Consider the following 14,521-nt stretch of genomic DNA (forward strand, 5'->3'; position numbering starts at 1 on the left):
TAAGGCATAAATCCTAATGACCTCTCAGGATAGTCCCCTTCGCGCCGACGATCCAACCGGCGTTTTTGTGGAAATGGATGTCCTGCAGATTATGTCGCGCAGGTGTCGGATAACGGCTCCACATATCACCCCCATCTGTTGTATGGAGGATTAATCCCTTTTCACCCACTGCCCACCCGCGGTTCTCGTCGCGGAACGCCACATCCCGCAAACTTTGATTCACGGGTGTCTGCTGTCGATGCCATGCCTTCCCACCATCAGCGGTGTGGAGGATCAACCCGTTTGTACCAACAATCCACCCATGCGTTAGGTTTGCGAAGTGGACAGCAAATAGCGGTTGCTCGACGCTGCTTCTCTGGCGAACCCACCGTTTTCCGCCGTCTTGGGTATGGAGTACTTCACCTTCCTCGCCAACGATCCAGCCGTGTTCTGGGTCAACAAAATGGACTCCCCATAAATGTTTATCTGAAAGATCTCTGTGGTTTTCCCAACGACTCCCACCATCTGTTGTATGAAGAATAGTACCTGATCCACCGACTGCCCAACCTTCGGTCGTACTCACAAAATACAGATCCAATATCCCCGGCGGTCTTTTACCTGCACCGCGGACTTGATGTTGCATGCTCCAAGAGGCACCACCGCTGCCGGTATAATGTACCTTCCCGATGCTGGCAAACCAACCGTTGTTCGGTGTCGTAAAATTAACTTGTGTCAGCGTGTCTTTCAACACTGATGCGGCAGTCCAAGTCATTCCACCGTTGGTAGTAGATAGTATTATACCAGCAGTCCCAACTGCCCATCCGTGTTTCGCATCTACGAAATGGACTCCATAAAGATGTTCGCCCGTACCGCTTTCAATTTGTCGCCACTCAAATTGCACCGAATCTTGGGTACAACCGAGGTAGACAAGACTTCCACATAGGATAAAGAGCGCGAGGTAGTTTTTCTTCTGCATTTTGAGCCTCTCTAAATAAATTTTTATTGCATCCATTTCTGAATCGTGATAAACTATATTGTATGGAATTTACTGTGGATTGTCAAGTGCTTACCAGCGGTCAGTAATCGGTAGACGCGGTTTCAAACCTCGCCAGCGAAGAATTTTGAGCGAAAAATTGGAATTACCGGAGAACGGTTTCCGATCACTGACAACTGTATACGATATATAGCAAGTTTTGTGCCGATTTGGATAATACTGCGCTAATAGGGCACTCTACAGAATAGCCATAAAGTTTTGCACAAAATGGGGCATACTTTCGTTCTGAGTTGCACAAAATAGGGCAATGTTATGGAGTGTCTATTCTCTACAGATGAAAGACGCGATTAATGGAGAACTGAATGACGCTGAAGGCACCACTTAACATTGGAATATCATGTACATCATTGGTATCGATGGCGGCGGGACAGGAACAGTTGGTATCTTGACGACGGAAACAGGGCAATGTCTCGCACAAGTGCAGTCGGGGCCATCCAATTACCACGTCGTTGGTGCGGCGAAAACACAAACGGTTTTGAAAAGCGTTGTCGAAGAACTTTGTGAGAAAGCAGGCATCCGATCAACAAGTTCTATCCACTTCTGTCTGGGAATGGCAGGCTTGGGACGTGCCGAGGATAGAAAAATAATTGGCAGGATTTGTGATGAACTCGGTATCAGCGAAAATCGCATCCTGACGCATGATGCACACATTGCGCTCGTCGGTGGCACTGAGAAACAGCAGGGTGTAATTGTCATTTCAGGGACAGGTGCTATCGTCTATGGCATCAACGCTGACGGCAAAGAAGCACGCGCAAGTGGATGGGGGTATCTACTCGGTGATGAAGGGAGCGGTTACGACATCGCCATCAAAGGCCTCCGCGCTGTTGCTCGTGCCGCTGATGGCAGAGGCAGACCGACCGAATTGACGAACCGAATTCTTAGTGCTCTTGAACTGCACGCACCGGGTGACCTTATTCGCTGGGTGCATGCTGCAAGTAGGGATACCATCGCGCAACTATCTAAAATCGTATTTGACGCTGCCCGAACAACGGATGAGATAGCAGAACAGATTGTTAATGCGGCTGCTGAGGAACTCGTTTGTGCTGCAAATAGTGTAGTTAAACAGTTGGAATTCGTAGAGGCATTTGATATTGTTCTCAGCGGTGGTAATCTTATCCATCAGGCAATATTTGCTGACAAACTCCGCCGAGAGTTCGCGAAAATTGCCCCAGAGGCATCAGTGCTACTTCCAAAACATGCCCCGGCGTATGGTGCCATGTTAGTAGCACAGGCGAAATTGTGACAGAAAATTGTTACCAGTGAAGGAACGCATGCAATCCACAACGGAGCAGCGAAATCTGAATTCTACCGATATTGATCTGAAATCAACTGCAGAAATCGTTCAGGTTTTTCACGAAGAAGATCAAAAAGCGGTTGCAGCGGTAGAAGCGGAATCCGAGGCAATCGCGCATGCTATTGACCTGTGCGTCGCTGCGTTTCGCGACGGCGGCAGGTTATTTTATGTAGGTGCAGGCACAAGCGGTCGGCTTGGCGTGTTAGATGCCTCCGAATGCCCGCCAACCTTTAGCACGCCTCCTGAAATGGTACAGGGAATTATTGCCGGAGGCGATGTCGCCTTGCGCCGTTCCGTGGAGGGTGAGGAGGACAAACCTGAACGCGGCGCAGACGCTATTCGAGAACGGCAACTTACACCGCAAGATGTGCTTGTCGGGATTGCAAGTAGTGGGCGGACACCGTATGTCATCGGGGCTTTGAAGGCAGCACACGCCATCGGCGCAACAACGATGTTTCTCTGCTGTGTTCCGCCGCCTGATCAATTAAAGGGATGGGTGACGCATTTCATCACACCGATTGTCGGACCGGAAATTATCACTGGCTCAACCCGATTGAAAGCGGGAACCGCCACAAAACTGGTGCTGAACATGCTCACAACCGTCTCTATGATAAAACTCGGCAAGGTGTATAACAATCTGATGGTAGATGTGAACGCCTCTAATACGAAACTTGTCGCTCGGAGCATTCGGATTGTTCAAGCTGTTACTGATGTAGACGCTGCGACAGCCGAGGCAGCTTTAGCACAGGCGGGTGGTCAAGCGAAACTCGCTATTGTAATGCTCGCAAGAGGGTTGGACCCGACGGCTGCCAAAGCACTATTAGAAAAGCATTCCGGCTTTCTGAGACATATTCTTGACTGAAAAATTTTTAACGATTGGGTTTCTGCTCCGATTTTTCCCTCCTTCCGAGTAATGGGCGGACTCCTGTCAACATCGAGAGGGATTAGGGCACAAAAAAAATATTAAGGAGAAACCGATGGATACCAAAGTTGGACTTGCCAAAACCGGCAGGCGGCGTTCTAACGTCTTTCAAGCGTTAGACAACATACGTCAGGATCTCACGCCGAAAGTCCGTGAACAGGTACTGTTGAAACCGAATTTTCTCTCCAGCACGAACCAGCTCGCCTCGTCGCACGTGGACGCGATGCGTGGTGCGTTGGATTTTCTGTTAAGCACACCACAACCTCCGAAAGAGGTAATTATCGCTGAAGGGGCGAATGAGAAATTTTCTGGTGAAGCATTCCAGATTTTCGGTTATGACGCGCTTCAAGCCGAACACGATGTTCCCATCCGACTTGTCGATTTGCATCAAGAGACCGAATGGGTAGAAACCAGAGTTTTTCTTGCTGGACGTGAGGAAGATACTGTCCGGATGCCGAAGATAGTCCTTGATTGTCCTTGCACCATCTCCGTCGCTATCGCTAAAACGCACGATGCTGGAGTTGTGACGCTTGCTATGAAGAATATGATTATGGGAACCTTGCATAAGGAGGATCGGATTAAAATGCACGGCTACCATAGCCATGCAGACCGAGTACTACCACGCGAGGCACAGACGCTCAATATCAACTTGCTCCGGCTCTCACGTCACCTTAAGCCTGACATTGCTATCGTTGACGGTACCGTTGGACTACAAGGCAATGGTCCCGGCGGGACGGATTCTGTCCCACTCGGTATCGCAGTTGTAAGCGGTGATGTGTTTGCTGCAGATGCCGTCACGACAAAAGCGATGGGATTTGAGCCACTGGAGATCGGGCTATTCCAATATGCCAACGAAATGGGATACGGCACCGCGGACCTAAACAACATTGAAATCCTTGGACCCGCTGTCGAGACGGTCGCGACAGCTTTTAAACCGCATGAAACAACCGAACAACAGTTTCAGTGGCAGGATGCGCACGCTGAGGATTATCTCGCCGCTGATTGATAAGAGGAGCATCATGAAACGTTTCTTTCATATATTGATCCTGTTTTCGTTCATTTTTACAACACCGGCGTGGGCATGGTGGGGCGGCGGACACGACATCATGACACAGGCAGCCGTCAAATCACTCCCTGAAGATATGCCTGAATTTTTCCGTAACGCCGGAAAAATGATCGCCCACTGCTCTTACGACCCTGATCTATCTAAGGAGCGAGTCACGCCACACGCACGGCAAGCGGAATACGGTGAACACTACATTGATGTAGAACTCTTCGGAGAGCATCCGATTCCAGAAGGACGTGAGGCACATATCCAACTCTGTGCTGAGCTCGGATTTAAACCGCGCGAGGTCGGCACCCTCCCGTATGCGTTAGCAGAATGGACGGAACGACTCGCACTCGCGTTTGCTGAGTATCGTAAATGGCCCGACAATCCGATGATCCAGAGTAAGTGTTTCGTCTATGCCGGCTTTCTCTCACACTACGCGCAGGATATGTGTCAACCCTTACACTTAACCATTCATTTTGATGGGATTAAGCAACCGGACGGTACACGCCTACATCAGGGTATCCATGAGAAGGTTGATTCAGCAATTGAGCGTTTGGCACTCAAGCCGATGAATCTCGCGAAGGGACAACAGATTGAAGCTGTTGACGATTTGATGCCAGCGATAATAAAGCAGATCAAAGCTGAACACAGTTTCGTAGACGACGTTTACGAACTCGCCGAAGACTGGAAAAATTTGAAAAACCCGACACCTGCTCTGGTTGATTTTACAAATGACCGAGCGCGGGAAGCGGTCCGTTGGACAGCTTCGCTCTATTTGACAGCGTGGCAATTATCTGAAAGCATCAGGTTACCTGGTTGGCTCGACCGCGCAAAAAACGATGAGGAATAGTAGTCAGTTATCAGTTTTCAGTTATCGGTTATCAGTTAAAGAGGTTTGCTCTGGTATTCCGTCAATCGATAGACTTCTCCAGAAACTTTAACACCCCAAGACCTTCTTAACTGACAACTGACGACTGGTAGCTGATAACCGACAACTACAACTATTAAAAAGGAGAAATAAACTTGTTACAACAGTGGAAACCTGATCCAACTTTTTATCCATCCCCTAAGATGGCGATTGAGGCACCTATTGAAGATGTTGCTTATGTCGCTGCGCCGAGAGATGATGACAAGCCCGACGCTATGTGTGTGGTTGACCTCAATCCAGCGTCCGATACTTATGGCGAGATTGTTCATAAACTGGAGCTCGGTGTTCGCGACGAAATCCACCACTTCGGTTGGAACGCTTGTAGTGCAGCACTCTGCCCCTACGCACCACACCCTTATATAGAACGGCGTTACCTCGTTGTGCCAGCACTGCGCGGTTCCCATATCTATATCCTTGACGTGAAAGAGGACCCGAAGGCACCGAAACTCATTAAAACTTTAGATGCCAATGAAGTTGAATCACGATCAGGATATACCCGTCCGCATACAGTACACTGCGGTCCTGAAGGCATCTACATTAGTGCTTTGGCTTCAGCCGGTTCAGAAGAAGGTCCTGGCGGGATATTCCTTATGGATCACTATAACTTCAATATCTTGGGGCAGTGGGAAGTAGAACGCGGCTCTCAATCCCTGTCTTACGATTTCTGGTGGCACTTGGGTTATGATGTCGCTGTCACCAGTGAGTGGGGCACGCCAGCAATGATTGAAAACGGTGTAAGCCTTGAAGATTTGGGTGCCCGCAAATTCGGACATAAAATCCATATCTGGGATATCCGACATCGCAAGAATATCCAGACCTTAGATTTGGGCGATGACTATCAAATGATTCTGGAATTACGTCCCGCGCACGACCCAACGAAGGCGCATGGGTTCGTCAATGCCGTGTTGAATATGACTGACCTCTCCAGTTCTATCTGGACATGGTATAAAGATGGAGACAATTGGGACATCAAAAAGATTATTGATATTCCGGCACAAGTTCCTGAAAATCCAGATGATTTGCCACCGGCTTTGAAGGATATCGGGATGATTCCTCCGCTTGTCACTGACCATATCCTCTCGTTAGATGACCGATTCCTATATGTCTCTTGTTGGGGGACCGGAGAGATGCTGCAATACGATGTATCTGACCCGCTTAATCCGAAGCACACAGGCACCCTCAAGATAGGCGGTATTACCAAATCGCATCCGCACCCGGCTGCTGGACCTGTCAGTGGCGGTCCGCAGATGGTTGAATTGAGTCGGGATGGCAAGCGTCTCTACTTCACTAATTCTCTCTACGTTGCATGGGATAATCAGTTCTATCCGGATGGCGCAAATGGATGGATGGTGAAGGCGGATGTCAACCCCGATGGTGGTTTTGAATTGGATCCTGACTTCTTCGTCGACTTCGGTGATAGCCGCGCGCATCAGATTCGGTTGCAAGGTGGCGATAGTTCTTCGGATACTTTTTGTTATCCGTAGGCATTTCGTAGGGGTTGGGAATGTAATACAAGGAACGGATTTAGTCTATTCCCAGACTAAATCCCCCAACCCCTATTACTATAAAAAATATTTGACGTTTTTATATCCAGAAAGGCATTTTTATGGATACCATTTCATGGTGGGGCATGCTTGGTCTCGGCGCATTTCACGGTATTAATCCAGGGATGGGTTGGCTTTTTGCTGTTGCTTTAGGCATGCAGGAAAAACGGAGAAGCGCCGTTATCGGTGCGCTCTTTCCGATGGCACTTGGACACGCGCTATCCATTGCCGTTGTCGTATTCGTTATCGCCTTAGCACAGCGACAGCTGCCGGAGGGTGTGCTTCGCATTGCTTGTGCAACTGTGTTGTTTGGTTTTGGCGTGTACAAATTTTTTAGTGCTCGACATCCGAAATGGGTCGGTATGCGTGTTAACTTCAAGGACTTAACGATCTGGTCCTTTCTGATGGCTTCCGCGCACGGTGCAGGTTTGATGCTGGCACCGCTTTTGTTACGGATGCCTGCTGCTGAGGCTTCAGGGCACATGCACCACGCACCCGCAAGCATGACGGATAACACAGTGATGTTACTGTCTGCCGTTGGGGTACATACCCTCAGTTTTTTTCTCGTGATGGGGGTTGTGGCGGTTATCGTCTATGAGGTGGTAGGACTCGCGTTGCTCCGCAAGGCGTGGTTTAATCTGGATCTGCTGTGGTCTATCGCTTTGATGATTGCTGGTATTGTTACCCTTTTCTTGAAGCATTAGAAGAAACTGCGTGTTTTTCGTTTGGGACGTTATATTTAGAGAGGCTCACTCTTCATTTTGCTTTATTTTTTTTCTCAAAAATCACAATTGCGCTGGTTGAATCTCCAAAAGCTGCAGATGGTATAACAATCTCGCAGAGTCGCCAACCTTCGCTTCCTTCGCGATTAAGCGTCATTTCAAGGGCCGGAATTGATCGGGAAACAAACCCTAACCCTTTCTGTTTGAGGGTTAGGGTTTTGTATTCGTATTTAACCATTCAATGCCTCGCTTTCTTGTTTTGTTAACCGTTATATGCCTTCTTGATTCACCACAAGTTCTGTCCATGCCTGATTAATCGCTGCTTGGACATGGTTAGTTTCCACAAACGGAATTCCTAACTTAAAACATTCCGCTTGGATCTCACGACTTTCCTTCTGATACCGGATAATTAGATTCCCTAATTCATAGTCTGAGAGAGATGTTGTCCAATGATCTATTCGGGTATATGTCCGTATTTCAGTGATTTTTGCCTCAACATTGACATCCACGTAACCCAAAAACACGCACTTAAAGCCTTCTTTATGAAGAACAGAGGCGGTTTTGGGGGATATATGATACCCTTCTATGACAAAATTCAAACCTTCATATTTTGTATGTCGTGCCAATGCTTGGGTAAATGTTGAAAGTTTTTCACAAACGATTCGCGGGTTTGACGTAAAATGCGTGATATCAAGTTGCGGGAACGCGTCGTGCATTGAAGAGACGATTGCGTCCAAAGGGAAAATTGACGCTCCAAGTTTGTCTCGCAACTTTTTTGAAAGGCTTGACTTTCCAGATTGGGGTACACCACCGATAATAAAACAACACTGGTTTATTGCAGACATACATTCTTCCATGTGGTATAACTGTCTTGTTAAACCTTGATTTTATACTTTAGATCATTGGCTTCATCGCCTGTTATACCGCGAAAACCCCAGCAATGCGGTGGTTGCTCTTTTATCGTGATTTCAACATCTATCGGGGAAATGGACAGTTGACTTTCTATCTCTTTGAAAAGCGTTTTGATAAGGGATTTTTGGGTTTCCACTTGACGACCTGCCATCATATTGATTTCAATGACAGTATACGCATCAGTCCGACCGCCGGGATAGTAGAAATCTTCTTTCGCCATAGGCACAAAGCGGTGTGCTCGCTTGTCCTCTGGCATCCCAAGTACAGATTGCATACAGTCGTGGATTACGTCTGATAATTGTGCCTTTATCGGATTCAACTTTTCTTTGATGCCGTATACGATGATCATGATTTTTCCTTAATCTGCGTAGGGAGCAACGCAACGCCGTATTTTTCTTGCAATGCGCGCAAGTCCGAAAAGTCGGTGTCTTGCAACATATATCCGAAATGTGAACGCACTTGGTAATCCACTGATAGACATCGAACTTGCCGTCCACCAATAGAACCTATAGCATTCAGTTCCGGTTCAGTAATAATCCAATCAATTTCTCCTGGACCGTAGACTGCGCCCCCATTTTCCATCAGTTCAACCACATGAAAGTCAATTTTTCCGTGTAATTGATGCCCCATCACAAAGTTTCGGTCCGAACGGTCATCGGTATGGATGTCAACAAAGCAGCGCGCGGAGAGTGCCTCGGTGAGTATTGCTGAATTTTTCCATGAGATGATAATATCCAAATCTTGGTGCTCCCGAGTGCATTCACCTAAGAGCGCATCAACACCCCAGCCACCGTCAATCCAGACTTTGATATCGAGCTCATTAAACAGATCAAGAAACCAGTGAACTCTGTCAGAGGTCATAGGGGAGACGTATTCGCTATCAGTGAGTGCGTTGCTCATTTTCATATCGTCCTTAACTAGGTCTTCAGTTGTTTCTCCAATTTAGACACACGTTCATGAAGTTCCAACACCAAATTTGCCAAGTTATCGAATGTCTTGGGGTAGAAAGCTTCTGGTGGTTCTTTATCAAACAGAAGTTCCATTTTCTCGCAAAAGCTTCGATCTTTAAGAATAGTTTTGGCCTTCTTTTCAACATTACTACGACTACGAAGGACAGGGTTCAACACCTTGGAAGCTATGAATTCAGCAGCTTTTCGACGATCCTCATCTGCAAACTCTTCGTGAAGCCACCAACGAATGTGAGAAATTTTCTCTGGATTCAGTACAGTAGCGGAAGCCCCTGTTGTAACGCTGCTATCTTGGCGGATTATGTGATTCGTGATACGATTTCGTAGGTCTTTACCATGCCCTACGTATACTAGTTTTTTGCTCTGATCGTAAATTGCATATATGCCAGGTTTTTTCGGTATTGAACTTGGAGAAAAGTCTATCATAACTTTGGGATCCTCCAGATTTTTAAGTTTGTTTTTTCAATTTTTTGTTAAAGGACCTTCAACGCGGCTTCATACTTATCTCTAACGAGGTCTTGGATATCCTCTCGTAACTTCTGCCAGCTCCGTTGGAGTTTTGTTTTAACCCATGTTTTACCTTCATCAATTCCCATTCCGTGGTGAATGTACGCCAAGTATAAAAGCGAAGGAACGTGTTCAATATGGGACATGGCATCGGCATTGGCAAGACATGCTCCCTCTGGTCTCCGATGTTCAACTGTTACGCTTGCTCGATGTGTTGCGATAGCATCCTTGACAGCTTCCGTTTTTTCTTCTGGATAGTCGAAACGCTTGAGGAGTTTCTCCGCTTCAATTGGACCATGAATGTGATGATCAGCGTAAAGCGCTTTGTCCTTGATGCTGGCGTAATCGTGTAGTAATGCAGCGAATTCGACGATTTCTGGGTCAGCATCAAAGCGTGGGGCGAGCTGTTTTGCGTTTTGAATGACTGGTAAGATGTGATGCGTCCAAATATCGTAACCGAAGATGTTGGTATCAGCAGCACAAGCCTGCTCAACAATCTCCTCAATTCTATTTCTTATGGTTTCAATCACAGAGCGTTTCCTTTCTTGACATGAGTTTACAACTCATTTCTTAATGCGAAATTACGCAGTTCGCACAGCTTGTTTCCAACAATATTAAGCATACCATAAAACTGAAGCCGGGACAACTGAAAGTTGTGTCCGATAAAGATCGCGCGCTTGCTTCTAACCATCCCGAAACGAAAACTTGCTTTTTTTTGCTGTCTATGCTATAATTTCTTTGCTTTACCTAAAACTTTAATCCGTTTTCTCAATATACGGGCTTGAAAGTAACGCCCATCCATTAAAATTATCAAGCTGCACCCAGAAGGAGAACCTTATTTAATGAACCTATATGGAGCAACGTATGACAGAATACAACTGCTTCGCCATGTCGGAGATATATCGCAAATCGCCCATGCAAAGGTATATCAATTGACGGATGGCAATGAAAAAGGTGTTGACGCAATTGATTTCCGAACCGGTAGCGGCTTAAATTTCACCGTGCTACCGAGCCGTGGGTTAGATGTCGCTTACGCCGAATATCAGGGGATTCCACTCTGTTGGCGTTCGAGTACAGGCGATGTCAATCCGGCACATTACGAACCTGATGGACTCGGCTGGTTGCGCAGCTTCTACGGCGGTTTACTGACGACTTGTGGGATGCGACAAGTCGGTGTACCCAATGAAGATGACGACGAGGCACTCGGACTTCACGGACGGGTATCGCACATCCCTGCAAAAAACGTTTGGGTTGACAGCCGGTGGGAAGGACAACGCTATATGCTATGGGCGCAGGGCAAGGTTAAAGAAACCGCCGCTTTGGGCGAAAACCTCTCGCGCACTCGCAGGATCTGGACAGAACTCGGATCGCGTACGTTGCACATTGAAGATATTGTTGAAAATTTGGGATACCAAGATTCACCACACATGTACCTTTTCCATATTAATGTCGGATTTCCGATCCTTACCCAAGACAGTGAACTACTTGCGCCCTCCTCACAAGTCACACCGCGAGATGAACAAGCTGCCACAAACTTAAATAACTATAACCTCTGCGAACCGCCAACCGTCGATTTTCAAGAGCAGGCTTTCTACCATGAAATGGAACCAGATGTTGATAACCACATCTATGTCGCATTAGTAAACCGTGGGTTCAATAATGGACAAGGCATCGGTGTATCGGTGCGCTATCACAAGACGCAGTTTCCAAATTTTGTTCAGTGGAAAATGTGTGGTGAAGGCACTTATGTCTTCGGTTTGGAACCTTCAAACTGCGGTGTAGAAGGCAGGGCAAAGGAGCGTGAACGCGGCACGTTACAGTATATTGAACCCGGTGGTCGTAGGCACTATGAAGTCGAAATCGGTGTGCTGACTTCCAATGCAGAGATTGATGCCCTCCAAGAAAAAATCGCACAAACGCAAAATTGATGATACTATTCTCGTAGGAATATAGCGTTAGGCTGCCCTACGACTGAGGAGAAATTAAAATGAAAAAATGTTTGTCTTTACCTCTTATCGCGTTAGCACTTCTCACAATGTGTATATGCGTCGGCTGTGGCGCGAAAGAAGTACCTCCAGCTACGACTTCAGCAGCTGCCGAATCGGCACCGGTACAGGAATCGCAAGAAATGGACGAGCTGCCTCAATCTGCGGAAGAGGCATCAGAACATGAGTCTGCCGAAGAAGCATCAGAACATGAATCCGAAGAAGAAACGTCAGAACACGAAACTGACGCGGAACATGAGCCTGCCGAAGAAGCATCAGAACATGAATCCGAAGAGAAAACGGCAGAACATGAGACTGACGCGGAAACATCGCATGAAACTGAACCTGAAATGGTGGAGATTCCGAACGGTAGTGTGTTACATCTGATTCCAAAACAAACAATAGGGCTTATCTATTGTCCGAGTTTGCTGGAGTTGGATTATCGGATTAACACACTGGTGACAGACTTGGTCCCAACAGATGAAACCCCAGAAATTCTTGCCGAAATCTTAGCAGATGCCTTTGGAGCTGGGTTTGAAAGTCTCGCTGAGTTAGAGGAAATTGGACTTGATTTGAACCAAGACTTTGCGATCTTCACGACCTCTTTGAATCCGCCGCAACTTTCTGCGACTGTTCATCTAACAGATCCTGCAGCCATGAAACAGGTCATTGATGCTGAAAGTGCAGGAAGTGCCCCGGTTGAATATAACGGTGTAACTTATTGGAACGCAAGCGGTGGCGGCGGTAGTTTCGCTATCTTGGACAATACGCTTGTCTTTTCTCAATCCGCTGAAGTGTGCGAAAGTGCTATTGATACCTATAAGGGAGCCGAACAATCTGTCGCAGCCAACCCAAGCTACACTTCATTTTTCACCGATATTATGGAGGGCGACGCGCAGATCGCAGCACATTTCAACCTTGAATCCATTGCTCCGCTGCTGACTGCTCCGATTAAGGAAGAATCAGAATCAATGCGCGACGGTCTTGAAAGCGACCCTGCCGCTATGGCGTTTGCTCCGTTCCTTACGTCTATGTTTGATTCAGTCGTAAATGTAATTGAGCAGTTGGAATCTCTAAGCGCGACGCTTGAAGTGAAGGGGACCGATGTACAACTTGCCCCGACCTTAAAATTCAAGAACGATAGCGAAATTCAGCGATCCTTGGCAGAGATGATGCCTGACGAATTGGCAGTTCTCAGCGATCTTCCAAATCTCGCTTTTGTAAATGGCGCCTTTCAAGGGAATACACAATTACTGCTTGACATGAACATGTTATGGCTAAAAATGTTTTCAGCAAGTGCTCCAGAGCAGCAAGCGAAATTGGAGGCACTCACCGAGCAGATGACAACTTTCTATAAATCTCTCGCCGATGAGTGGGGGTTCACTGTCAATTTTGGCGATAGCATTATCCCGGATTATCTGATCGTCTATGAGATGAAGGATAAACAACTGGCGGAAACTTACATGAATGACATGTTTCTTGAACAACTCCGCAACACAATGCAGATCATGCAGGAAATGATTGGAAATATGCCACAATTAGGCATGTACGATGGGGCACATGCTGGTCAACCGCTGATGCACAACGACGTTGAAATAAAAAGTTATATCTTCCCCAACTTCGGTTCGGTTTTTGGTGAGATGCCACCTGAAGCTGCTGTAATGATACCTCAGGAATGGCACTGGTACTATGCCTTTCACGAAGATCAACTGTTTTTTGCTATCGGTGGTTCTGATCTGCTTAAAGCCGCATTGGATAGGAAAGCTGGAATGGGTGAAAGCCTTTCTGAAAATGCAAGTTACCAGAAACTGACGGGTACGTTGGGGACAGACAATAACCTGCTTTTGGCTCTTTCCCCGATGACTATGGTTAAAGGTCTCATGCCTATTGTTGCGAAAGCCGACCCGAATGCTGGCGCAGCCATGCAAATGTTCGCAGGCATGTTTATGAATGTGCCTGAGACTTACAGCATCGGTTTTTCTGCTAAAGTCCAAGAGGATGGCGGAATCGGCGCAAACCTGCTTCTCACCCTCGGCGACTTCAAGCAGGCCATCCAAATGATTCTGATGATGCAGAATATGCAACAGATGCAATAGATGGATTTCTAACTCGCCCACAACTCGATTGTGGGCGAATTTTTTTATCAGGGTGTCAACTTGTGTTTTCTTTTCTATTAAGTCTTCCGAAAATAGCGGCGAATCACAAAGAGTTTTATTACGACATTTATATATTTTTATTTTATTGTGAAAAAATATGACCTAACATAACTGATGTTTAAACCCTGATGACTATTGACTTTATATCAATTTAAAATTTGACAAAAAATGAGATTTTGATAATATATATTTATAACTTTTGTGAAAATATGAAGTTTGTGAACGTTTCACAACGGATATTTTCCAGCGCGAATTTGCCACAGAATTTTTTAGAACCTATTCGCATCTGGCATCTTATATTGAACTCACGCTATAATAGGACTTACGCAAAATCAGAGAATTATGCCTATGGCGCCGCGGTAGGTGGGGTTAGGAATGCAAATCGCAAATGTAAAGCATTCTGACTGCGAAGCAAAATTTGGTCTCCGTGTGTAGAAAACCAAATGTGGGTGCGTACACCGCAAAACCGCACCTACCAGGGAATTGCGTAAGCCCTAAC

14 protein-coding genes are annotated in these 14,521 nt (G+C 46.6%); 8 read left to right on the plus strand and 6 right to left on the minus strand.

All coding sequences use genetic code 11. The features are described from left to right. Positions 1–13: 13 nt before the first annotated feature. Positions 14–955, minus strand: a complete 942-nt coding sequence (locus OXH00_11135; protein MCY3741565.1) for a YCF48-related protein — start codon at positions 953–955, stop codon at positions 14–16. Between the two features lie 415 nt (positions 956–1,370). Between OXH00_11135 and OXH00_11140 the strand changes: the two genes are divergently transcribed. From OXH00_11140 to OXH00_11165, 6 genes are all read left to right on the plus strand, one after another. Then, positions 1,371–2,276 carry a hypothetical protein gene (locus tag OXH00_11140; protein ID MCY3741566.1) on the plus strand — a complete coding sequence of 302 codons (906 nt, stop codon included), beginning with the start codon at positions 1,371–1,373 and terminating at the stop codon, positions 2,274–2,276. A 28-nt stretch (positions 2,277–2,304) separates the two neighbouring features. Then, a complete protein-coding gene (murQ, locus tag OXH00_11145) occupies positions 2,305–3,189 on the plus strand; it encodes an N-acetylmuramic acid 6-phosphate etherase (GenBank protein MCY3741567.1) in 885 nt (294 codons plus the stop codon). A 115-nt stretch (positions 3,190–3,304) separates the two neighbouring features. Then, complete coding sequence (locus OXH00_11150; GenBank protein ID MCY3741568.1) at positions 3,305–4,255, plus strand: DUF362 domain-containing protein; 951 nt, start codon at positions 3,305–3,307, stop codon at positions 4,253–4,255. Between the two features lie 13 nt (positions 4,256–4,268). Next, positions 4,269–5,150 (plus strand): hypothetical protein, encoded by an 882-nt coding sequence (locus OXH00_11155; GenBank protein ID MCY3741569.1) that lies wholly within the window; start codon positions 4,269–4,271, stop codon positions 5,148–5,150. A gap of 173 nt (positions 5,151–5,323) precedes the next feature. After that, positions 5,324–6,712, plus strand: a complete 1,389-nt coding sequence (locus OXH00_11160) for a selenium-binding protein (protein MCY3741570.1) — start codon at positions 5,324–5,326, stop codon at positions 6,710–6,712. 122 nt (positions 6,713–6,834) lie between these two features. Then, positions 6,835–7,476 carry a hypothetical protein gene (locus tag OXH00_11165; protein ID MCY3741571.1) on the plus strand — a complete coding sequence of 214 codons (642 nt, stop codon included), beginning with the start codon at positions 6,835–6,837 and terminating at the stop codon, positions 7,474–7,476. 287 nt (positions 7,477–7,763) lie between these two features. Here OXH00_11165 and OXH00_11170 read toward each other — a convergent pair whose 3' ends face one another. From OXH00_11170 to OXH00_11190, 5 genes are read right to left on the minus strand one after another with little or no spacing between them, the layout of a single operon-like run. After that, positions 7,764–8,339, minus strand: a complete 576-nt coding sequence (locus OXH00_11170) for a hypothetical protein (GenBank protein MCY3741572.1) — start codon at positions 8,337–8,339, stop codon at positions 7,764–7,766. Positions 8,340–8,368: 29 nt separating this feature from the next. Beyond that, positions 8,369–8,755: a tautomerase family protein gene (locus OXH00_11175; GenBank protein ID MCY3741573.1), complete on the minus strand. Its 387-nt coding sequence runs from the start codon at positions 8,753–8,755 to the stop codon at positions 8,369–8,371. Then, positions 8,752–9,306 carry a hypothetical protein gene (locus tag OXH00_11180; protein ID MCY3741574.1) on the minus strand — a complete coding sequence of 185 codons (555 nt, stop codon included), beginning with the start codon at positions 9,304–9,306 and terminating at the stop codon, positions 8,752–8,754. Before OXH00_11180 ends, OXH00_11175 begins: the two co-directional genes overlap by 4 nt. Positions 9,307–9,323: 17 nt before the next feature. Further along, a complete protein-coding gene (locus OXH00_11185) occupies positions 9,324–9,800 on the minus strand; it encodes a GIY-YIG nuclease family protein (GenBank protein MCY3741575.1) in 477 nt (158 codons plus the stop codon). A gap of 47 nt (positions 9,801–9,847) precedes the next feature. Beyond that, entirely contained in the window at positions 9,848–10,411 is a 564-nt protein-coding gene (locus tag OXH00_11190; GenBank protein MCY3741576.1) for an HD domain-containing protein, read from the minus strand. Between the two features lie 312 nt (positions 10,412–10,723). On the opposite strand from OXH00_11190, the gene OXH00_11195 reads away from it, so the two are divergent. Next, positions 10,724–11,809: an aldose 1-epimerase family protein gene (locus tag OXH00_11195; GenBank protein ID MCY3741577.1), complete on the plus strand. Its 1,086-nt coding sequence runs from the start codon at positions 10,724–10,726 to the stop codon at positions 11,807–11,809. A gap of 59 nt (positions 11,810–11,868) precedes the next feature. Continuing rightward, entirely contained in the window at positions 11,869–13,962 is a 2,094-nt protein-coding gene (locus tag OXH00_11200; protein MCY3741578.1) for a DUF3352 domain-containing protein, read from the plus strand. Positions 13,963–14,521: the final 559 nt, after the last annotated feature.

It is taken from the genome of Candidatus Poribacteria bacterium, assembly GCA_026706025.1.
GTDB lineage: Bacteria > Poribacteria > WGA-4E > WGA-4E > WGA-3G > WGA-3G.